This is a genomic window from Streptomyces novaecaesareae, assembly GCF_000716875.1.
GTDB classification, from domain to species: domain Bacteria; phylum Actinomycetota; class Actinomycetes; order Streptomycetales; family Streptomycetaceae; genus Kitasatospora; species Kitasatospora novaecaesareae.
Genome location: NZ_JNWQ01000027.1, coordinates 32,731 through 55,467 on the forward strand (window position 1 = coordinate 32,731; position 22,737 = coordinate 55,467).

14 protein-coding genes are annotated in these 22,737 nt (G+C 74.1%); 13 read left to right on the forward strand and 1 reads right to left on the reverse strand.

All coding sequences use genetic code 11. The features are described from left to right. Positions 1 to 7 precede the first annotated feature (7 nt). The 11 genes from OP86_RS12760 to OP86_RS12810 all read left to right on the forward strand — a co-directional run bounded on the left by OP86_RS12760 (position 8) and on the right by OP86_RS12810 (position 17,841). Positions 8 to 790, forward strand: a complete 783-nt coding sequence (locus tag OP86_RS12760) for an enoyl-CoA hydratase/isomerase family protein (RefSeq protein ID WP_157849732.1) — start codon at positions 8 to 10, stop codon at positions 788 to 790. Beyond that, positions 787 to 2,283, forward strand: a complete 1,497-nt coding sequence (locus tag OP86_RS12765) for a class I adenylate-forming enzyme family protein (RefSeq protein ID WP_030258028.1) — start codon at positions 787 to 789, stop codon at positions 2,281 to 2,283. Before OP86_RS12760 ends, OP86_RS12765 begins: the two co-directional genes overlap by 4 nt. After that, entirely contained in the window at positions 2,280 to 5,372 is a 3,093-nt protein-coding gene (locus OP86_RS12770) for an AMP-binding protein (RefSeq protein WP_030258031.1), read from the forward strand. Before OP86_RS12765 ends, OP86_RS12770 begins: the two co-directional genes overlap by 4 nt. Continuing rightward, positions 5,365 to 9,195, forward strand: coding sequence for a non-ribosomal peptide synthetase (locus OP86_RS12775; RefSeq protein ID WP_030258033.1), 3,831 nt, complete (start codon positions 5,365 to 5,367; stop codon positions 9,193 to 9,195). Before OP86_RS12770 ends, OP86_RS12775 begins: the two co-directional genes overlap by 8 nt. Beyond that, a complete protein-coding gene (locus tag OP86_RS12780) occupies positions 9,186 to 9,500 on the forward strand; it encodes an acyl carrier protein (protein WP_078588855.1) in 315 nt (104 codons plus the stop codon). The genes OP86_RS12775 and OP86_RS12780 overlap by 10 nt, the downstream gene beginning before the upstream one ends. After that, entirely contained in the window at positions 9,497 to 10,651 is a 1,155-nt protein-coding gene (locus OP86_RS12785; RefSeq protein ID WP_199815192.1) for an acyl-CoA dehydrogenase family protein, read from the forward strand. Before OP86_RS12780 ends, OP86_RS12785 begins: the two co-directional genes overlap by 4 nt. A gap of 88 nt (positions 10,652 to 10,739) precedes the next feature. Further along, complete coding sequence (locus OP86_RS12790) at positions 10,740 to 11,516, forward strand: TauD/TfdA dioxygenase family protein (protein ID WP_030055286.1); 777 nt, start codon at positions 10,740 to 10,742, stop codon at positions 11,514 to 11,516. Positions 11,517 to 11,552: 36 nt separating this feature from the next. Beyond that, positions 11,553 to 13,070 carry an MFS transporter gene (locus OP86_RS12795; protein WP_063832361.1) on the forward strand — a complete coding sequence of 506 codons (1,518 nt, stop codon included), beginning with the start codon at positions 11,553 to 11,555 and terminating at the stop codon, positions 13,068 to 13,070. Beyond that, a complete protein-coding gene (locus OP86_RS12800; protein ID WP_030258039.1) occupies positions 13,063 to 14,283 on the forward strand; it encodes a cytochrome P450 family protein in 1,221 nt (406 codons plus the stop codon). Before OP86_RS12795 ends, OP86_RS12800 begins: the two co-directional genes overlap by 8 nt. Positions 14,284 to 14,353: 70 nt before the next feature. After that, on the forward strand, positions 14,354 to 15,682 hold the full coding sequence (gene ccrA, locus OP86_RS12805; RefSeq protein ID WP_030258041.1) for a crotonyl-CoA carboxylase/reductase: 1,329 nt from the start codon (positions 14,354 to 14,356) through the stop codon (positions 15,680 to 15,682). 104 nt (positions 15,683 to 15,786) lie between these two features. Continuing rightward, positions 15,787 to 17,841: a transglycosylase domain-containing protein gene (locus OP86_RS12810; RefSeq protein WP_030055282.1), complete on the forward strand. Its 2,055-nt coding sequence runs from the start codon at positions 15,787 to 15,789 to the stop codon at positions 17,839 to 17,841. 27 nt (positions 17,842 to 17,868) lie between these two features. Here the strand turns inward: OP86_RS12810 and OP86_RS12815 are convergent, their stop codons facing one another. After that, positions 17,869 to 18,255, reverse strand: coding sequence for a RidA family protein (locus tag OP86_RS12815; RefSeq protein WP_030055281.1), 387 nt, complete (start codon positions 18,253 to 18,255; stop codon positions 17,869 to 17,871). Positions 18,256 to 18,550: 295 nt separating this feature from the next. Between OP86_RS12815 and OP86_RS12820 the strand changes: the two genes are divergently transcribed. Together OP86_RS12820 and OP86_RS38770 are read left to right on the forward strand one after the other, a co-directional pair. Further along, complete coding sequence (locus OP86_RS12820) at positions 18,551 to 19,558, forward strand: helix-turn-helix domain-containing protein (RefSeq protein WP_030055280.1); 1,008 nt, start codon at positions 18,551 to 18,553, stop codon at positions 19,556 to 19,558. A 91-nt stretch (positions 19,559 to 19,649) separates the two neighbouring features. Beyond that, positions 19,650 to 22,700, forward strand: coding sequence for a helix-turn-helix transcriptional regulator (locus OP86_RS38770; protein WP_030258044.1), 3,051 nt, complete (start codon positions 19,650 to 19,652; stop codon positions 22,698 to 22,700). Positions 22,701 to 22,737 lie beyond the last annotated feature (37 nt).

Sequence of the window (22,737 nt, forward strand, 5' to 3'; positions counted from 1 at the left end):
GAACGTCGTGGGATTGATCGACATCGAGGACGTCGAGGGAGTCCGGGTCCTGACCCTGGCGCACGAGAAGCCGACGAATCCGTTCGGCAAGGAGATGGCCGAGACCTTCATGGCCGCCGTCCGCGAGGCGGACGGCGACGACACCGTGGGGGCGATCGTCGTCCACGGCGGCCACGACCGGAGCTTCAGCGCGGGCGGGAACTTCAACGAGGCCCTGCAACTGGGCACGGACGACGCCGTCAACGAGACCATCGACTGGTGCACCGACCTCTACCTGTCGGTCCTGGACACCCGCAAGCCGACGGTCGCGGCGATCGACCGCTACGCCGTCGGCCTGGGCTTCCAACTGGCCATGATGTTCGACTGGAAGATCATGTCCACCCGGGCGAACCTGCTCATGCCGGAGCTGGAGCACGGCATCGGGGCCTCCATGGCGGCCACCATCCTCTCCACCACCACCGGCTACGACGTCGCCCGGCACGTCATCATGGGCTGCCGCCCGATCGCCGCCGACAGCGCGCTGCGCTGGGGCATGGCGGACGAGACCTGCGAGCCCGAGTTCCTGGTCGACCGGGCCCTGCAGCGGGCCCAGCGGATGGCCCGCTACCCCGGGGTCGCGTTCTCGGCCACCAAGCACGTCCTCACCGGCCGGATGCGGGCGGCCCTGGAGCAGACCCGGGAGGACTCGAAGGCCGTGCACCGACAGACCTTCGCGGCGAAGGCGATGCACCAGCACTTCCACAACGTGCTGGGCACGGACGGCAAGAACGGGGCGAGTGCCGTCTCATGACGCTGTATCAGGAACTGCTCGGCGTCGCCCGGCGCCGGCCCGAGGCGACGGCCGTGGTGTCCTACGACGGCACCGCGGTCTCCTACGGCCGGCTCGTCGAGACCGCCGACGCGATCGCCGACACGATCGCCGACGCCATCGCCGATCAGCTCGGTGCCGAGCAGCTCGACGGCGGCCGGCTCGGCTCCGTGCTCGGCCTGGCGCTGGACGATCCCGTCACCTTCGTCGCCGCCTACTTCGCCGCCGCCAAGGTGCGGTCGGTCATCGTGCTGCTGGACGGCAGGGCGACACCCGAGGAGACGGCGCGCCTCGCGGCCAAGTTCGACCTGGACGCGGTGCTGCGCGACGGCCCCGGCGGCATCGGCTCCGTCCTGGCGGAGCCGACCGTACGAGGCCGCGCCACGGCGCCCGCCGCGAGGCCGCCCCACGCGTACCTGCCCACCGACTTCGTCGTGCACTGCACCTCGGGCTCGACCGGTGAGCCCAAGGGGATCGTGATGAGCCAGGCGGCCGTCCTGGAGCGGGTCGACTCCTGGGCGGGCAAGGGCGGCCTGGGGCCCTCGGACGTGGTGCTGTGCGCGCTGCCGCTCTGGCACGGCCACGGCATCGACGTGCTGACGCTGCCCAGCCTGCTGCGCGGGGCCACGGTCGTCTTCACCCGCGGCTCGCACCTGACCGGCCGCGGCCTGGCCCGCGCCGTCGCCGACCACGCGGTGACCGTCGTCAGCGGCCTGCCGGTGATGTACCAGATGCTCGTCGCGGCCGACGGGGTCGACCCGTCGATGCTGCGCTCCCTGCGGCTCGCCCTCACCGGCAGCGCCCCCATCGCCGCCGACACCCAGGCGCGCTTCGGCGAACGGTTCGGCCTGCCGCTGCGCCAGGGCTACGGGCTGGGCGAGATCGGCACCATCACCTACGACGCCGACGACGCGGGACCGGGCACGATCGGGCTGCCGCTGCCGGGGATCGAGTGGCAGCTGGAGCCGGTGGACGCCTTCGACGCGCCCGACGGCGAGGAGCAGGTCTGCGAACTCCTGGTGCGCGGACCGGCGATGGCCCGCGGGTACTACCGGGACCCGGAGGCGGAGTCGGCGATGTTCGTGGACGGCTGGCTGCGCACCCACGACCTCGTCGTGGCGCGGCCGGAGGGCTGGTACATCCGCGGGCGCAAGTCCACCTTCATCAACGTCACCGGCAACAAGGTCGCGCCGATCGAGGTCGAGACGGCGCTGCGCAGGTGCGAGGGCGTCATCGACTGCGGGGTCGTCGGGCTGCCCGACGGGGAGGGCGGCGAACTCGTCGCCGCGCTGGTCGTGGCCGAGCCGTGGTGCGATCCGGAGTCGGTCCGCCGGCAGGCGGGCGCGCACCTGCTCCCGTACCAGCTGCCCCAGCGGTACGGGTTCGCCGCCGCGCTGCCGCGCACCCCGGTCGGGAAGATCGACTACGAGGCGGTCAAGCGCGCCCTCCAAGGCGAGGGGGTGCTCGCGGTATGACGACCGTGGAAGCCGCCGGCCTTCGACGTCCGGCCACCGGGAGCGAACGGGCCGCGCGGGTCGCCGTCGAGTGGTGCGGCCGGTCGATGACGTACGCGCAGCTGGAGGCCGCCGTCGCCGCCCTGGCCGAACGGCTCGCCGCGGCCGGCGTGGCCGGGGCGAGCGTCCTGGTGATGGGCCCGCTGTCGCCCGCCTACCTGGTCGGGCTGCAGGCCGCCTGGCGGGCCGGCGCGGTGCCCGTACCGGTGGACGCCGGACTGACCGCGCAGCAGTACGGCTGGCTCGAAGAGCGCAGCTGCCCCGCCGCGGTGGTCAGCCACGACGCCACCCCGGCCGACCAGTACCGGGGGGCGAGCGCGGGAGTGACCGAGATCGTCCTCGACTCCGCCACCGGCGCGGTCCTCCTCGAATCCGCCCCGCACACCGCAGGGCGGGCCCGGCGGTTCCAGGACCCGGACGCCGGCTATGTGATCCCCACCTCCGGCTCGACCGGGGAACCGAAGGCCATCGTCGGCAGCCGCCGCGGCCTGGACCTCTTCCTCCACTGGTTCCGCGAGGAGTTCGGGCTCACCGAGGCGGACCGGTGCGCCGCCGTCACCCGGGTGAACTTCGACCCCTCGCTGCGGGAACTGCTCGGCGTGCTCGGCGCTGGCGGCGTGCTGTCGCTGCCGCCCGTCGACGCGCAGCTCGACCTGCCGGCCCTGGCCGACCACCTCGCCGACAGCGACCCGACGGTGGCCTTCCTCGTCCCGTCCATCGCGACCCGGCTGGCCGAGGAACCGCGGCTCGGGACGGGCGCACTGCCCCGCCTGCGGCTGATCTTCTTCGCCGGCGAGGTCCTCGGCCGGCGGGTGGTGGAGCAGTGGACCGCCATCGCGCCCGGCGCCGAGACCGTCAACCTGTACGGCCAGACCGAGGCGACGCTCGCGCAGCTCTACCGGCGCGACGTCCAGCAACTCGACCACGACGACTCGCAGTCGATACCCGTCGGGGTGCCGCGCCCCGGCATCGAGGTCGCCCTGCGCGACCCCGACGACACCGGGGTCGGCGAGGTGCTCGTCACCTCGCCGGCGCCCGCGCTCGGCCTGCTGGACGCCGGCACCGGCGACCGGCACCGCACGACCGCGTTCCCCGTCCCGCTGCCGACCGGCGACCTCGGCCGCCGCACCGAGGACGGCGCCCTGGTGATCGTCGGCCGGAGCGGCAACGACCTCAAGTTCGGCGGCCGGAGGGTCTCCTTCCAGCCCCTGATCGACGACGTCGAGGCGCTGCCCGGGGTCCGGCAGTGCGTGGTCGTCGACCACGGGGGCCCGCAGCTCTTCGTCACCACCGTGCCGGGCGCGGCTCCCGCCGAGGACCTGCTGCGCGCCACCGTCCACGGGCTCGGCCGCGGCCGGCGGCTGCCGCGGTTCACCCTGCAGCTGCGGGCGGACCTGCCGATGCTGCGCAGCGGCAAGGTGGACCGGCGGGCCCTGCTGGCCTCCCTGGACCGGCTCGCCGCCGCGCCGGCCGACGAACCCGCCGACGCCGCCGGGCACGAGGTCGAGCGGCACCTGCACGCCCTGCTGGGCACCGACGAGGGCACCGCCGGCCTGGTCGACGCCGGGGTCTCCTCGCTGGACATGCTCGCCGCCGTGTCGAGCGTCAACCGCGTCTACGGGGTGCGCCTGACCGTCGCGGAGTCCTTCGGCCTGCGCGACGTCCCCGCCCTGGCCCGCGAGATCGAGCGCAGGCGCCGTCCGACCGGCCCCGGCGTCGATGCCGCCGCGGCCGCGGCCCCTCGCCGGGCTACGACGACGGCGCCCGACCGCTACCCGCTGTCCTCCCGTCAACTGGCCTACATGTGGGTCTGCATGGCGGGCGGCAACGCGAACTGGTGCAACATCTCCCGGGAGATCCCCGTCGCCCGCCGGCTCGCCGGGGCGGAGCTCGGCGAGGCGCTCGGGCGGCTGCTCGCCCGGCACGACGCGCTGGGGCTGGCGCTCGCCCCGGACTGGCAGGAACAGACCTGGACGGCTCCGGAGGAACTGTCCTGCGCCGTCCGCGAGGTGGACACCGACGCCGGGACGGACACCCCGGCCTTCCGCGAATGCGTGCAGGCCACCCGGACCGAGCTGGTCGCCGAGCCGATCGACCCCGAGGCCGCGCCGGCGATCCGGGTCGCGCTCGTCCGGGGGAGCACCGGCAGTTCGGTCGTCCTGGTGGCGCACCACCTGTTCGTGGACGGGCTGGGTCTGGACGTGCTGGCCGGCGAGCTGCGGGCCGCGCTGTCCGGCGGCCCGGACCCGGACGACGGCCGGGACACCGGCGAGGACCGGGACCGCGGCGACGGCCGGGACACCGGCGGCTACCGGGCGTTCTGCCTGGCGACGGCCCGGGAGGAGGAGCCGGGCCCGGCCGCCGCGTACTGGCGCAGCCTGCTGGACGGCGCCACCCAGGTCGAACTGCCCGAGGCCACCGGGCCCGGCGGGGAACAGGGCGAACTGCTCTCCCTCCCGCTCGGCGCCGTGTGCACCCGCCGGATCCACACGATCGCGCAGGAGTCGGGCGTCTCCGCGTTCACCGTCGTCCTGGCGGCCTTCGAGCGGGCCGTCGCCGACACCTTCGGCCTCGACCGCCCCTCCGTCATCGTGGTGAGCCAGAACCGCGGCGAGAGCGATGCCGCCGTCGTCGGGAACTTCACCACCAGCCTGATCGTGCGCGGACCGGGCGCACCCTCGCTGCGGGAGAACATCGACGCCATGGCGAGCCAGCTCGCCGACGGGACGCGGTACGGCGACTGGGAGTTCGACCAGCGCATCGCCGACCTGGGGCTGGGCGGGACGAACCGCTTCCCGCTGTCCACGGTCCTGTTCAACCAGCGGCCGATGCCGCGGGACCTGCGGGCCCGCGACCTGGGGGCCTGGAGCCCGCGGGCACTCGGCCGTGCACTGCGCTACCAGCTGCAGGGGGAACTCCAGATGTCCGGGCCCGAGATGGTCATGACGTACTACTACCGCAGGGGAATCTCCGGCGCCGACGAGATCGGACGGGTGCACCGCGGACTGCTGCGGGCGATCCGCGCCGGCCAGGAGGCGAGCCGTGACTGAACACGTCGGGACCACCGCCGGGACGACCGCCGAGACGGCGGCGGCGTCGGACCACGGGCTCGGACCGCTCCAGCGCGCCTACCTGGTCGGCGACCAGGACGGGCTCGAACTGCGCGGCCCGGCCCGCTACTACCTCGCCTGCGAGCTGCCGGTGTCCGCCGTGGACTCCCTCCAGCAGCGCCTGGACCGGCTGGTGCGGGAGGCCCCGATCCTGCGCACCCGCGTCGGGGCCGACCTGACCCGGACACCGGTCGCCGGGGACCCCGTCGTCCCGGTCACCGTGCTGGACGCGACGGAGGCCGCCTTCGACACCGTCGACGGCGGCGTCCGGGACGAATTCCGCTCGGACACCCTGGAGTTCGACGCCTGGCCCCAGCTGCGGGTCACCGTGGTGCGTTCGGACCGGCGGGCCCGGATCCACCTCGTCTACGCGCTCTGGCTGATGGACGCCGCCTCCCTCGCCCGGTTCCTGCGGGCGCTGGCCGGCGACACCGACGGCGAGCCGGCCGCCCCCGTGCCCGCCCCGCCGACCGGCCGACGGCGGGAGCGGGACGAACGCTACTGGCGCAAGGTGGCGCCGACGCTGCCGGAGACCGTCGAGGCACCGCTGCGCCCCGACTGGCGGCACGCGGGCCGGGCCGTGACGCACCGGATGCTGCACCTCGACCGCCCCACCGCGGAGGCGGTCACCCGGCAGGCCAAGGAGCACGGCCTGACCGTCCCGATGGTCCTCCTCACCGTGTACGGGGCGCTCCTCGGCGCCGTCGGCGGCGGCCGGCCGCACACCGTCACCCTGGTGCGCTCCCAGCAGGACCCGGACGCGGGCGACGGGCAGCTCGGCAACCACGGGACCCCGCTCCCGGTGGCGGTGCCGGCGGCCGAGGGGCGCGACTTCGTCTCGCTCGCACGGGAGGTGCAGGGCCGCGTCCTGGAACAGTCGCTGCACTCCTCGCTCAGCGGCCCCGAGATCGCCCGCCTGGCCGACCCGGCCGGCGACCGCCGCCGGCTGCTGTACCCGTTCGCGTTCACCGCGACCGAACTGGACACGCCGCGGGAGGCGGAGCTCGGCCTGCTGCGGGACTGGGACACCCTGCACCTGCGGGTCCCGCAGGTCCTGTTGGACCACCAGGTCGGCGTGGACCGCGACGGCACCATCCGCCTCGGCTTCGACTGGCGCACCGACGCGTTCGACGAGGGCTTCCTCGACGACTTCGTCGAGCAGTACGCCCGGGCGGTCGACCGGCTGGCGGCCGAGGGCGCCGACTGGACCGACCCGGCGCTCACGCAGGCGCCCGCGCCCCCGGCGGCCGAGCCCGCCCGCCCCGCGCAGCACCGCGGCGCGACGCTGCAGCAACGCGTGCTGGAGACCGTCGACCGGATGCCCGAGGCTCCGGCGGTCCGGGACGGCGACGGGGTGCTGACCTACGCCGAACTGGCCGACGCCGCCGCCGAGGTCGCGCGGCGGCTGACGACCGCGGGCGCCACCGTCGGCGACCACGTCGCGATCCACCTGCCGCGCGGCCGCGGCCAGGTCGTGGCGATCCTCGGCGCGCTGCTCGCCGGCTGCGTGTACATCCCGCTGGACTGGAGCCTGCCCCCGGGCCGGCTCGACCGGATCACCCGCCAGGCCCGGCTGCGCTTCGCGGTGACCGCGGACGAAGGGTCCGTCGCGGACGGCTGGCAGCAGCGTGGAGTACGGACGATCGCCGTGCCCACGGCGGCTGCCACGGCGGCCCCGACGGCGGCCCCGGCGGCGCCAGGGGAGCGCCGACTGCCGGACCGCGGCGCGCCGGACGTCGCCTACGTCATCTTCACCTCCGGGTCCACCGGGGAGCCGAAGGGCGTGGTCATCCGCCACCACGCCGTGCTCAACACCGTCGACGCGGTCAACGACCTGATCAAGCTCGGGCCGTCCGACAGCGTGCTCTCGGTGTCCTCGATCGGCTTCGACCTGTCGGTGTACGACATCTTCGGCCCGCTGCTCGTCGGCGCCGCGGTGGTCATGCTGCCGGAGGACACCGCGCGTACCCCGTCGGCCTGGACGAGGACCGTCACGGAGCACGCGGTGACGGTCTGGAACTCGGCCCCGGCGCTGGCCGCGCTGCTCGCGGAGGAGGGCGGCGCCCTGCCGTCGATCCGCTCCTACCTGCTGAGCGGGGACTGGATCCCGCTGAACCTCCCCGCCGGGCTGGAGCGGCTGTCCGCCGGGGCGGAGGTGATCAGCCTGGGCGGCGCGACCGAGGGCTCGATCTGGTCGATCCACCACCGGATCGCGCCGGCCGACCGCACCGGCCGGTCGATCCCCTACGGGAAGCCGCTGGCCGGCCAGGACATCCTGGTGCTGGACGCCCGGCGAGGGGTGTGCCAGGACTGGCACATCGGCGAGATCCACATCGCGGGCGACGGCGTCGCCGACGGGTACCTGAACGACCCGCAGCGCACCGCGGAGGCGTTCGTCGACGACCCGCGGCACGGCTGGATCTACCGCACCGGCGACCGCGGCCGCCGCGGCCCGGACGGCGTGGTGGAGTTCCTCGGCCGGGCCGACACCCAGGTCAAGGTCAACGGCTACCGGGTCGAGCTGGGCGAGATCGAGGCACAGCTCAACGCCATGGACCACGTGGGCCGCAGCGCCGCGTGCGTCCCGCAGGACGGCGGCGGCGTCCTCGCCTACGTCACCCTCGCCGCCGACGCCCCCGCCGACTGGCGCGAGCGCAGCATCGCCGCGCTGCGCGACCAACTGCCGTCCTACATGGTCCCGTTCGCGCTCGTCGACCTGGACGAGATCCCGCTGACCGCCAACGGCAAGGTCGACCACCGCCGGCTGCGCACGGCGGCGCCGCCGCCCGGGGCACCGGCCGCGGCCGCCGCGCCGCTCGACCGGGGGCCGCACACCCAGGAGGTGGCGGCCTGCTGGACGGAGCTGCTGGGCCGGCCGCCCGGAACGGAGGGGTTCTTCGAGTCCGGCGGCTCCTCCCTCGACGCGATCCGGCTGCTGTCGATGCTGCGCGGCAGGTTCGGCTACGACATCGCGTTCGGACGCTTCCTCGCGGACCCGACGGTGACCGGCCTGGCCCGGCTGTGCCGGACCGGACACGGCTCTTCGAGCGAGGCGGTGTGGAGCTTCACCCCGCGCCCGGTGGCCCGGCCGCGCGGCCGGGTGATCGTCTTCCCGCCGGTCGGCGGGGGCGTCGCCTGCTACGCCGGGCTGGTCCGGAGCCTGCCGGGCGACCTCGACGTCCACCTGCTCGGATTCGACCGGCCCTTCGACGCGGCCGCGGCCCCGACGCTGGCGGCAGCCGCGGAGCTCTGCCTGCGCCACCTGGAGGCACGGATCGACGACCCGGGCGTCCCGTGCGTCTTGGTCGGCTGGTCGTTCGGCGGTGCGCTCGCCGTCGAGGCCGCGCGGGCGTCCTCGTTCCCGGTCAGCCGGGTCGTCGTGCTCGACACCCCGGTGTCGGCGGCGGCGCGCCACTGCGCGGACTCCGACGGGGCGATGGTGTCCGCGTTCGTCGAGGACATCCGTCGGGCGGGCGGAGTGGTGGCGTCGGAGCGGGACGTGGACACCGACCCGGCCCTGCACCGGAGGTTCGAGGTGTACCGGCAGAACATGCTGCTGCTGCGCGACTGGCAGCCGGGCCGGGTGCCGGCCCCGCTGGTCCAGTTCCGGGCCGGCGAACGGCCCGCCGAGCCGGACCCGCAGGCCTGGCGGGAGTGGGCGCCGACGGTGCGCACCGTCGCGCTGACGGGCGGGCACTTCGACGTGTTCGAGCCGGAGAACGTACGGCGGGTCCAGGACGAGATCGAGGGCGGATGGCAGTGAACGAACCGAACGTGATCAGCACGATCATCGGTCAACTGGCGGGACAGGGCTACGGGATAGGTCCCGAGGAGTATGAGGCGGACCTCGTCGGCGCCGGGGTCAACTCCGTGAACCTGGTCCGGCTGCTGTCCGTCCTGGAGGAGCAGTTCGACGTCGAGTTCGCCGTGGCCGAGCTCTTCCGCGAGCCGGTGACCGTCGCCCGCCTCGCCGCGGAGATCAACGCGCAGATCAACGCGCAGATCAACGCGCAGATCAACGCGCAGATCGACTCGCAGGTCGACGCACAGCGGGCGGTGGGCAGGTGAGCGCCGCCGTGCCGCCGGCCCGGCCGCTGCCGCTGGTCGAACAGGCGGGGGACATCGCCGAGTTGGCGGGCCGCCGGGCCGAGAAGGCCGAGGCCGCCCGCACTCCGGACCTCGACGTCGTGACCGCGCTCCTCACGGCCGGGGCCGCACGCCACTTCGTACCGGCCTCGTTCGGCGGCCCCGGCGGGACGTTCGCGGAACTGAAGCGGGCGGCCGTCGTCATCGGCGCGCAGTGCCCGGCGACGGCCTGGTGCGCGGTGGTGGCCGGGCTGATGACCCGTACCGCGGCCCACCTGCCGCCGGCCGGGCAGCAGCGGCTGTGGGCCGGCGGGCCGGACACCCTCATCGCGGGCGGGGTGACGCCCCGGGGCACCGCCGTCCCGGTGGCGGGCGGCCGACTGCTCTCGGGCGCCTGGCCGTTGGTGTCCTCCTCGGAGCGGGCCGACTGGATCCTGCTGTTCGCCGCATCGGCGGGCAGCGCTGTGGAGGACGCCGCCGGGCCGCTGGTGTGCCTGGTACCGAGCTCCGAGGTCCGCATCGAGCGGACCTGGGACGACGTCGGGATGCAGGCGACCGGCAGCCACACGGTGGTCGTCGAGGAGGTCTTCGTCCCGGAGGAGCTGACCTTCCCGGTCGCCGTGCTCGCCGAGCTGGACGCCCCGCCGCCGGGCCCGGACGGTCGCGCGGTGCCACTGCAGGCCGTGAACACCTTCCTGTTCTGCCTGCCGATGCTCGGCGCCGCCCGCGGCGCACTGCGGCGGTGGAAGGAGCTCAGCGGGGCGAAGCTCCAGGGCCGCCCGGCCGGCTACGACCCGGTGGTCGCCCACCACGCGGACGTGTTCGCGCGCAGCTCCGCCGAGATCGACGCGGCCGAACTGCTGCTGGACCGCATCGCCGGGCTCGTCGACACCGCGCCGGCCGTCACCCGCGCCGAGGTGGCGCGCCACCAGCGGGACTGCGCCTTCGCGGCCGAGCTGCTGGTCCGCGCGGTGGACCGGCTCATGCGGGCTTCCGGCTCCGCCGGGCACAGCACCGGCTCCGTCCTGCAGCGACTGTGGCGCGACATCCACACCGCGGGCTCCCACGCGACGCTCCAGTTCGGCACGGCCGCGGCCGGCTACGCCCGGGCGGAGCTCACCGGCGGCAGCTGAGCACGGCACGCCCAGGGCCCGACACCCCGACATCACGTCACCCGACATCACGTCACCGCACCGCACCGCACCGCGAAGAAGGGAAACCATGGACTCCACCACCGACATGCGGCTCGCCGCCGCCGACGCACACTGCGGCCGGGGGGCGCCCTCCCCGTACCTGGAGAAGCTGGAGCGCCACGGCTTCGTCGTCCTGGAGCCCGAGGGCCCGGACCAGGGCCCGGACCAGATGTCCCTGGAGGACATCATGGCGCCGCTCGGCGCGGGGGCGGCGTACGGCTTCGGGAGCCATCTCATCCAGGAGCAGCGGCCCGGCACGGACAACTCCCAGTTCCGCACCGGCGCGATCCCGATGCACGTCGACGGGCACCTGAACGCGAACAAGGTCAGCTACATCGGGCTGGAGTGCCTGGAGGCCCCGTACGAGGGCGGCGAGACGCTGATCGCCGGCAGTGCCGCGTTCTTCGCGACGGCCCCCGCCGACCTGGTGGAGACCCTGCGCGGCCTGGAGATCGAGTACTGGTCCAGGGTCTCGGGCTTCTACGTGGAGCGCCCCGACGGCAACCCGGTCGTGGCGCCGGTGCAGGTGGACCCGGTCACCGGCGGGGACGCCCTGTGGGTCGGGCTGGACTACCCACCGGACCCGGAACGCAACTTCGGCGCGGCCGTCCGCGGCTACACCCCGGAGCAGAGCACCGCGCTCTTCGAGGTGCTGGACCGCTGGCTGACCGCGCCCGAGGTGATGTACACGCACCGGTGGCGGGCCGGGCAGGTGCTGGTCATGGACAACCGGCGGGTCGTGCACGCGCGCGCGTCCTACCCCGCGGACTCCCCGAGAAGGCTGCGGCGCATCTCGGTCGGTTGACGCCCGCTGGTTCCACCCCCCTCTCGGAGTTTCCCCATGTCTGATGTCGCAGCGCTCCCGGCCACCGGAGCCGGCCGGGATGCCCGCCCGCTCCGCCCCGGCATCGTGCTGGCCACCCTGCTCAGCTGCCAGTTGCTGATCGTCCTCGACGTGACGGTCATGAACGTGGTGCTGCCCCGCATCCGCACCGACCTGAACTTCGGTGCCACCACGCTGCCCTGGGTCCTCGACGCCTACACCCTGGCGTTCGGCGGGCTGCTGCTGGTCAGCGGCCGGGCGGGCGACCTCTTCGGCCGGCGGCGGCTGTTCACCGCGGGCGTCGCCCTGTTCACCGCGGCGTCGCTGGCCGGGGGCCTGGCGCAGTCGCCCGGCTGGCTGCTGGGCGCCCGGGTCGCCCAGGGCGTCGGTGCCGCCATGGCCGGGCCGAACGCGCTGGCGCTGCTGAACACCGTCTTCACCGAGCCGAAGGCCCGGGTGCGCGCCCTGGCGCTGTACTCGGGGATGGCCAGCGCCGGGTTCGCCGTCGGACTGATCCTCGGCGGTCTGCTGGCGCAGTGGCTCGGCTGGCGGGCGGTGCTGTTCATCAACGTCCCCCTGGGCGTCCCGGCGGTCGTGCTGGCCCGGCGGTACCTGCCGGTGGTGCCACGGCGGGAGGGCCGGCTGGACCTGCTGGGCGCGTTGACCGCGACGGGCGGGGTCGCCGCCCTGGTGTACGGCTTCATCCAGGCCGCGACGCACGGCTGGGGCGGCGTGACGATCGGCCTCTCGCTGCTCGCGGGTGCGGCCCTGCTGGTGGCCTTCGTCCTCGTGGAGCGGCGGGCGGCGCAGCCCCTGCTGCCGCTGGTGCTGTTCGCCGACCGCGACCGCGCGACCGCCTACACCAACGTGTTCGTCGGCTACATGGCGAGCATGTCGATGTTCTTCGTCCTCTCCCTGTACATGCAGGACGTGCGGGAGGCGGGCCCGCTGGCGACCGGGTTCGCGTTCCTCCCGACGGCCGTGCTGATGTTCGCGATGATCCGGCTGGCGCCGTCCCTGCTGCGGCGGTTCGGGCCGAAGCCGGTGACCATGACCGGCACCGCGCTGCTGGTCGCCGGGCTGCTCCTGCTGACCCGACTGACCGTCGACACCGGCTACTTCCCCCTGGTGTTCGTGGCGACGGTGCTGATGGGCTGCGGGACGGGGCTGGGGCTGATGCCGCTGGCCGTGATCATCATGGCGAAGGTGCCGTCCAGCGCGGCCGGGTCCGCCGGCGGCGCGCTGCAGACCGTCCAGCAGACCGGCGTCACGCTCGGCGTGGCCATCCTGACCACGGTGTTCGGGGCGTACTCCCGGGGCACGACCGGGACGCCGAAGGACGCCGTGGTCAGCGGCGCCACCGCCGCGTTCGCCGCCGCCGCCGTGATGGCCGCGCTGGCCTTCGCGGGGACCTTCGCCTTCCGTTCCGCGAAGGCGTCCGCGGACACATCAGCGAACGTATCCGCGAACGCATCCGCGGACGCAGGAAACCCCTCGAAAGCAGCCGACCCTTCGAAAGCGGGAGACCATGAGTAGCACCGTGAACGCGGACTCCGTGCACCGGCTGACGGAGGACTTCTTCCAGGACCCGCACGCCGCCTACCGGTTGCTGAACGAGCGGGGCCCGGTCCACCGGGTGGAGTTCCCCAGCGGCGTCCGCGCGTGGCTCGTCACCGGCTACGACGCCGCCCGGCAGGCCCTGGCGGACCCCACCGTCAGCAAGGACCTCTACGGCCCGGCGGGTGAGGTCGCGCAGGCCAACGGCAACGCCGTGCTCCGGCTCGACCCGCCGGTCAACGACCACATGCTCTACGCCGATCCGCCGCGGCACGCCCGCCTGCGGAAGATCGCCATGAAGGCGTTGTCCAGCCGGGTGGTGCGCGACTTCACGCCCAGGATCGAGCAGATCGCGCAGTCGCTGCTCGACGGCATCGACGGCAAGGAGACCGTCGACCTGCTGGCGGACTACGCGTACCCGTTCTCCTGCACCGTGATCTGCGAGCTGATCGGCATCGACGCCGCCGACCGCGGCGAGTTCGAGAAGGCCCTGACCACGCAGGTGTCCACCGCGGACGTCGCCGAACGGGCCGCCGCGGCCGCGGCGTTCGGCGACTACGTGAACCGCCTCATCGACGCCCGCGAGACGGCGGTCGGCGACGACCTGATGTCGGAGCTGCTGGCACCGGCCGACGACGGCGACCGGCTCGACCGGCGCGAGCTCGTGGCCATGGTGAACGTCATCCTGCTCGGCAGCCAGGAGACCACCTCCGGCCTCATCGGCAACGCCGTCCTGATGCTGCAGAGCCGGCCGGACCTGCGCGCCGAACTGCTGCGGGAGCCGGGCCTGACGCCGGCCTTCCTGGAGGAGGTGCTGCGGTACGAGAGTTCGGGGAACATCTCCAGCTACCGCTTCACCACGGCGCCGGTCCGGATCGGCGGGCAGACCATCGAGGGCGGGCAGATCCTGCTGGTGGCCGTGGCCTCCGCCAACCGCGACCCCGGGCAGTTCGAGCGGCCCGACGAACTGGACCCGCACCGCGCGGACAACCGGCACCTCGCCTTCGGTCACGGCATCCACCGCTGCCCCGGCGCCGCCCTGGCCCGGGTGGACACCCGGATCGGACTCTCCGCCCTGCTGAGCCGCTTCCCCGACCTCTCGCTCGCCGTGCCCGCCGAGGAACTGCGCTGGCAGCCGAGCCTGATCGCCCGCTCGCTGGTGTCCCTGCCCGTCCGGCTGGGCGCCGCGTGACCATCGCACGGCGAAATGCACCAACGCCGCACGCACCACACATCGACCGGGAACCGAAAGGACGGACATGATGGACGAACTCGCCCGCGCCGTGGTGGCAGGAGCCTCTCCCGAGGTCATCGAGCGCACGCCGCTCCCCGCCGAGTACCTGGCCGCCCACCTGAGAATCGAGGACGTCGGCCTGTTCTCCGGGGAGGACGACAAGGACGTCCGCAAGTCGATCCGGGTGGGCCCGGTCCCGATGCCGGAGCTCGCCCCCGACGAGGTGCTCATCGCGGTGATGGCTTCCGCGCTGAACTACAACACCATCTGGTCGGCGACCTTCGAACCGCTGCCCAGCTTCAACTTCCTGCAGTACTACGGCAAGCAGGGCGGTTGGGCGGCCCGGCACGACCAGCCGTACCACGTCATCGGCTCGGACGCCGCCGGCGTGGTCGTGCGGGCCGGCACCGGCGTGCGCAACGTGAAGATCGGCGACCACGTGGTGGTGGCGACCGCGCACGTCGACGACCAGGACCCGGTCACCCACAGCGACGGCATGCTCGGCGCGGAACAGCGGGCATGGGGGTTCGAGACCAACTTCGGCGGGCTCGCCCACTACGCGGTGGCGCGGGCCAGCCAGCTGCTGCCCAAGGCCGCCCACCTGAGCTGGGAGGAGGCGGCCGTCAACCCGCTGTGTGCCGGGACGGCCTACCGGATGCTGGTCAGCGAGCGCGGCGCCAACATGCGGCAGGGCGACGTCGTGCTGATCTGGGGCGCGGCCGGCGGACTGGGCGGGTACGCCGCCCAGTTCGTGCGCAACGGCGGCGGCATCCCGGTGGGGATCGTCAGCTCGGACGAGAAGGCCGACATCGCGCGGCGCCTCGGCTGCGAGCTGGTCATCGACCGGCGCGAGATCGGGGAGATCTCCGCCGATCCGGAGGTCACCCTGAAGGCGGGCAAGCGCCTGGGGCGGATCATCCGGGAGAAGATCGGCGAGGACCCCAACATCGTCTTCGAGCACGTCGGCCGGGACACCTTCGGCGTCTCGGTGTTCGTGGCCCGGCGCGGCGGCACCATCGTGACCTGCGGGTCGAGCACCGGCTACCAGCACACCTTCGACAACCGCTACCTGTGGATGCGGCTGAAGAAGATCGTCGGCAGCCACGGCGCGAACCTGCACGAGCAGTGGCAGACCAACCGCCTGATCCAGCAGGGCCGCGTCTGCCCGATCATCTCCGGGGCGTACCCGCTGGAGGCGGTCGCCGAGGCGGCCCGCGCGATCCAGCAGAACCGGCACACCGGCAAGGTCGGCATCCTCTGCCTGGCACCGGAGGCGGGCCTCGGCGTGACGGACGGCGGCCTGCGGGCGCGGATCGGCGAGGAGCGGGTGGCGCCGCTGATGACGGGCGGCCGGTGACCGAAGCCCGGTGAGCGGACGGCCGGACACGCTGTTGCACGGCCGTGACGGAGCGGCGCCGAATCCTTACGAGTTCCTCATGACGTGCACGTAGGGTCCGGCCCATGGCAGAGACGCGGGCGGGAACGGGTGTACGGAAGATCGGGCACGGGGCGCGGCTGGTCGGCATCAGTGTGATCGCCGGTGTGGTGGCGGCGGGCATCGCCCTGCCCGCCGTGGCGGCGGCCGGGCTGGGTGCCCGGTCGGCGGCCGACGACTTCCAGAGCCTGCCCGACGACTTCAGGACGCCGCCGCTGTCGCAGGCCTCGACCGTCCTCGACGCCCAGGGCGGCACGATCGCCACCGTGTACGACCGGGACCGCACCGTCGTCCCGGGGGACCAGATGTCCCCGCTGGTGAAGACCGCGCTCGTGGACGTCGAGGACAACCGCTTCTACGAGCACGGCGCGATCGACCTCAAGGGCGTGCTGCGCGCCCTGGACAAGAACGCCTCCTCGGGCACCACCGCCCAGGGCGCGTCCACGCTGACCCAGCAGTACGTCAAGAACGTCTTCGTCGACGAGGCGGGGGACGACCCGCAGAAGGTCGCGGAGGCGCAGCGGCAGACGGTCGGCCGCAAGATCCAGGAACTGAAGTACGCGATCAAGGTCGAGGAGACCCTGAGCAAGGACCAGATCCTCACCAACTACCTGAACATCACCTTCTTCGGGGAGAAGGCCTACGGTATCGAGGCGGCCGCCCACCGCTACTTCGGCGTGCACGCCAAGGACCTCACCCTGCCGCAGGCCGCGATGCTGGCCGGCCTGGTGCAGTCGCCCAGCGCCTACGACCCGGCCGTCAACCCGACCGCGGCCAAGGACCGGCGCGACACCGTGCTGCGCAAGATGGCCGAGTACGGGCACATCACCAAGGAGCAGGCCCAGCAGGCCATCGCGACCCCGCTGGGGCTCAACATCCAGGCGCCGCAGCAGGGTTGCATCCTCGCCAAGCAGGGGGAGGGCTTCTTCTGCGACTACGTGCGCAACGTGGTGCTCGACGACCCGGCGTTCGGGAAGTCCGCGGCCGAGCGGCAGGCCCTGTGGAAGCGCGGCGGGCTGCGGATCCGCACCACGCTCGACCCCAAGGCGCAGGCCGCCCTCAACACCTCCGTCACCGGCCACGTGAACGCCGGCGACCAGGCGGCGACCGCGATGAGCATCGTCGAGCCCGGCACCGGCAGGATCCTCGCGATGGGCCAGAGCCGCCCGTACGGCGTCGACGACAAGCAGCACCAGACCCAGATCAACTACAACGTCACCAAGGCCATGGGCGGCGGACTCGGCTTCCCGACCGGCTCGACCTTCAAGCCGATCGTCGCGGCGGCGGCCCTGGAGAGCGGCATCACGCCGAGCCAGAGCTACACCACCGACTACAGCATCCCGTGGCCGGCGATGAAGGACTGCTCCGGCGGGCGGTTCCCCTCGGCCGGGCAGGTGCACAACGACAGCACCACCCTCACCGGGCAGTTCGACATGAAGACGGCCATGGCGCAGTCCGTCAACACCTACTTCGCCAAGCTGGAGGCGGACACCGGGCTCTGCAACGTCGCGCAGATGACCAACAAGCTCGGCATCACCGAGCAGGCCGGCGGCGAGAAGCTCCAGGTGGTGCCGTCGATGACGCTCGGCAGCAACGACCTGACGCCGCTCGCGATGGCGAGCATCTACGCGGCCTTCGCCGCCCACGGCACCTACTGCGCGCCGACCGCCATCGCCTCGGTGACCGGCCCCGACGGCAAGCAGCTCGCGGTGCCGCAGGCGAACTGCTCCGCCGTGATGTCCGCCGACACCGCCGACACCGTCACCGCGATGCTCAAGGGCGTCGTGGAGGACGGCACCGGGACGACGGCCGGCCTCACCGGCCGCGACAGCGCGGGCAAGACCGGCACCACCAACGAGAGCCGCCAGGTCTGGTTCGTCGGCTACACCCCCGAGATGGCCGGCGCGACCGTCGTCAGCGACACGGACAACCCGAAGCCCCTGGACGGCCAGCGGATCGGCGGCAGGATCGTCCCGCAGGCCTTCGGCGGCACCCTGGCCGGCCCGATCTGGCGCGACGCACTGGACGGCGCCCTCGCCGACACGCCGCCCGGCACCTTCGCCCCGGTCCAGCTTCCTTAGTCGTTCGCCGGGTGGGGGAATACGGGGTCAGTGGTCGGGGAGGGCGGCGAGAGCGTCGATCTCGACGAGCATTCCGGAGAGGAGTCCGACGATCACCGTGGTGCGGGCGGGAAAGGGGTGGCCGAGGAATGCGGCGTAGGCGGCGTCCATGGCGGGGAAATCGTCCGCTCGTGCGAGATGGACGCGGACCATGATGACGTCGGCGAAGCTCGCGCCCTCGGACCGGAGAATGGCCTCGATGTTCCGGAGGGTCCGGGTGGTCTGTTCGGCGACTCCGCCGGGGACGAGTTTTCCGGTCGCCGGGTCGGTGCCGCCCTGGCCGGCGACCTGGAGGAGCGTGCCGCGGCGGGCGCCCTGGGAGTAGCTGCCGACCGGGGTGGGGGCGGAGGGGGTCTGGACGGCAATTCTGGACATATTCCCGTTTGTAGCCGTGGGGCGGCGGTGGCGGCAAGGAAGCGGAGGCTTCCGGATCCGGACATGGCTTGATGTAGACACTACAAGTCGGGGTACGAATGGATGATTATCGGGTTATTGCGGGAATAGCATCCGGATCCGGACGGATCGGCCGACGGCCCGGGCGCCGGGCCCGGAATTCGACGATCAAGGTGCGGGTATTGCGGAGGTCTCGACTCCGATGTTAGGCATAGAGAAGATCGCCGCACTCGGTGTTCCTTCGGGTTTATCAGGGATGTGTCACGGGGGTTTCCTGATGCTTGAACCGTTCGGCCTCGGGCCGGAAAGCGAAAACCTCTACCTGACGATGCTCCGCAATCCCGCCACGGACATCGCGAGGATCGCGGGCAGCCTCGGGTGGGACCAGCGCCGGACGGCGGCCGAGATCGCCAAGCTCGCCGGCCTGGGCCTGCTGCGGCCCTCCTGCGACGCGCCGGACACGCTGTACGCGGTCAGCCCGGAGGTGGGGCTACAGGACCTGCTGAGCCGCCAGCGGGTCGAGCTGGCGCGCAGCCGCAGCCGGATCGAGGAGGGCAACGCGGCGCTCCAGGTGCTCCGCAGCGAGTTCGCCGACCGGCGGCTGACCACGATGGACGTGGAGGAGTTCACCGGCGCCGACACGGTGTGCGACCAGGTGCGGCGGCTCTCCCGCGAGGCCCGGCACGAGATCCTGGCCTTCGTGCCGGGCGGGCCGCAGCCCCCGGAGGCCCTGGCGGCCAGCCGGGCGGCCCACCAGGACCTGTGCTCCCGCGGCGTCGAAGCCCGGTCGATCTACCTGAACACCGCCCGCAACGACCCGGCCACCCGCGCGCACCTGCGGTGGCTCCAGGAGCGCGGGGTCGAAGTCCGGACGATCGCGCTGCTGCCGCCGTGGATGATCCTCTTCGACCAGGAGCACGCGCTGCTCTCGGTGGACCCGGACGACGCGCAGGGCAAGGCCGCGATCCTGCTGTCCGGCCCGGGGACGGCCGCGATCGTGGCGCTGGCCTCGCTGTTCGACCAGTCCTGGCAGCAGGCGGCGCCGTTCGGGGCACCGGCCCGGGAGCGGGACGCCGGCGACACCCGGGTCGAACTGGCCGGGGACACCAAGGCCGTGCTGCAACTGCTGCAGGAGGGCTACACGGACGAACAGGCCGGCCGCAAACTGGGCATCTCCAGCCGGACGGTCGGCCGGATAGCGGGCAAGCTGATGACCCAACTCGGCGCCCGGAGCCGGTTCCAGGCGGGAGCACTGGCCTCGCGCGAGGGCTGGCTCGACCAGTGACGGACAGGCCGGTGAGGGGCAGGCCAGGGGCGGGCATGGGCCCGGGCGCGGCGCGTTGATGACCCCCGGCGCCCGTGCCATGCTCGACGGCATGCTGCGACGCCGGGCCGGGGCCGAACTCGTCGGACGGGACGGCGAACTCCGCGCCCTGCTCACCGCGATGGCCCGCGCCCGGGCCGGAGAGCCCGGGGCGGTCGTGGTCTCCGGCGAGGCGGGCATCGGCAAGACCAGGCTCATCACGGAGTTCGCGGCCGCCACCGAACGCGAGGGCACGCTCGTCCTGACCGGACGCTGCGTCGACACCCGCTCCGCGCTGCCGTACCTGCCGTTCGCCGAACTGGTGCAGCAGGCCACGGCGGCCGGCCGGCTGCCCGAACGGGACGGCGCCCTCGGGCTGTTGGCCGCCGGGCCGACGCCCGAGGACGACCGCTCGCCGACCGGCCCCGGCCGGGTCCGGATGTTCTCGGCGGTGTCGGCGGCCGTCCGGGAGCTGGCGCGGGAGACCCCGGTGGTGCTGGTGGTCGAGGACCTGCACTGGGCCGACCGGTCCAGCCTCGACCTGCTGGCCTTCCTGCTGTCCCGGCCGGGCACCGGGCCCGCGCTGATCGTCGTGAGCCACCGCAGCGACGACCTGGGCCGGCACCACCCGCTGCGCCGGGTGCTGGCCGAGCTGTACCGGCTCCCGCGCGTGCACCGGCTCGAACTCGCCCCGCTGGCAGGGGAGAAGGCCCTCGATCTGGTCCGCGCCCTGGCTGCTCCGGCGGACCGGACGACGGCCTCCCCGGGCGACGGACGGCCCCCGCCGACCGCCGCCGAGCTCGAAGGCATGGCCCGGCGCAGCGACGGAAACCCCTTCTTCGCCGAGGAGTTGGTCGCCGCCGGGACGAGCGCCCTGACCGGCGGCCTGTCCGGCGGTCTGTCCGGCGGTCTGTCCGAGGTGCTGATCGCCCGGGTCGAGCCCCTCGCGGACCCGACCCGGCTCCTGCTCCGGGCCGCCGCCGTGATCGGCCACCCGGCGCCCGCCGACACCCTCGGGGCGCTCGCCGACCTGGACGGCGTGGACCTCGACGACGCACTCCAACAGGCCCTGGACCACGGCGTGCTGATCCCGGAGCCGCCCCCCGCGCCCGCACCGGCGGCCGCCGCCCTCGCGCACTTCGGCTTCCGCCACGCGCTCCTGCGCGAATCGGTGTACGACCGCCTCCTCCCCGGCCCGCGCGCCCGCCTGCACGCCCGCTGCGCCGCCCTCCTGGAGCACGCCGGGGGCAGCGCAGCGGAAGTGGCCTTCCATGCGCTGGCCGCGCACGACGTCCCGCTGGCGCTGAACGCCAGCGTGCGCGCCGCCCGGGAGGCCGCGCACCGGGGAGCGTTCCGCGAGGTGCTCGCACACAGCGAACGCGCCCTCGACCTGTGGCCGGTCGTACCCGACGCGGCCGCCGTCGCGGGCGCGAGCGCCGTCGGCATGACCAGGCTCGCCGCGATGGGGGCGGGCGACAGCGGCGAGCCCGAACGGGCCCTGGCACTCCAGGAGAAGGCCGTCGAACTCGCCGAGGCGGACGGCGATCCAGCCGTCGCGGCGGCGACCCGACTGCGGTACGGGCTGCGCCTGCTGGAGTTCCCCGGATGGGCCGAACGCGCCGCCCGCCAGGCCGAGATCGCGCTGCGCCTGCTCGCCGCCGCACCGCCGTCCGCCGACCGGGCCTGGAGCCACGCGCTGCTCGCCCGCGCACTGAACCGGCTGGGCCGGCCCGACGAGGCGGCCGACCAGGCCGCGAGCGCCGTCCGGGACGCCCGGGCGGCGGACTCGCAGGAGGCGTTCGCGCCCGGCACGGACCCGTACGGGCCGGAGTGCGACGCCCTGGGTGCGGAGGCCGACGCGCGCATCACGCTGGCCTTCGCCGGGCTGCGCCGGCCCGGCGCCGCCGCCGTACTGGCCGAAATGCGCCAACACGGCGGTGTGTCCGGGCACTTCGGGGTCGAGCTGCGGGCGCACTACGGCCTGGGGCTGACCAGGCTGCTGGCCGGCGACCCGGCCGGGGCGGTGGCCGAGTTCACGGCCGGCGAGGAGCGGGCCGACCGGACCGGGACGACCTGGAGCGAGTACGGCCTGCGGCTGCGGACGGCCCGCGCGCTCGCGCTGTTCCGGGCCGGGGACTGGGCCGGGGCCGACCGCGCGCTGCGACCCGAGCGCATTCCCGGATCAGAGTTGATCATCCGTCAACTCGCCGCTGCTTCCACGGTACTGGCGGCGGCGAGGGGCGAGGAGGTGGCCGAGCTCGGCGCCGATGCGCTGCCCCCGCACCTCGCCCTGCTCACCGCCCAGGCCCAGGCCGAGGCGGCGCTGTGGCAGGACCGGCCGGAGGTGGCCGCCGACCTGGTCCGCCGGGCCCTCGACCGCGACCGCGGCGAGGACTCGGCGGCCCGGCGGGCCGAGGAACTGCCGCTGTGCGCGCTGGGGGCGACCGCCCACGGCAGGCTCGGCGACGCCTCCGGAGTGGCCGCGTTGGCGCAGCGCGCCCGCTCCCGCGCCGGGGATGCGTCGGCCCGGGCCTGGCTGGCCTGGATCGACGCCGAACACCGGACGGCGCTCGGCGAGGCCACGGCCGGGCAGTGGGCCGAGGTCGCGGCCGCGTTCGCCCCCGCCGCGCTGCCCTCCTCGGACGGGACCGGGGGCGACCGCTACCGCCGGGCGCAGGCGCTCTGGCGGCGGGCGGAGGTGCTGGTCCGCACCCGCTCGGCGGGCGCCGGCCGCCGTGCCGGGCACGCGCTGCGGGCGCAGTCCGCCGCCGACCTGGAGCAGGCCGCCCGGATCGCCCGCCGCCTCGGCGCGGCGCCGCTGCTGGCGGCCGTCGAGGACCTCGCCGGACGGATCGGGGTCCGGCCGGCGGGCACCGGCCCGGCCACCGGGCCGGCCGCGCCGCGAGCAGCGGACGGCCCGCTCACCGGCCGGGAACGGTCGGTGCTCGCCCTGGTGGCCCAGGGCCTGACCAACCGGGAGGTCGGCGAGCGGCTGTTCATCAGCGAGAAGACCGTCAGCGTCCACCTGACCCGGGTGATGGCCAAGCTCGACGCCGGCAGCCGGACCGAGGCGGTCGACGCCGCCCACCGCCGCCGCCTGCTCGGCCTGCCACCGCACGACTGAGCGCACGTGCGAGGGCCCGCCTTACCCGCCCCTTACC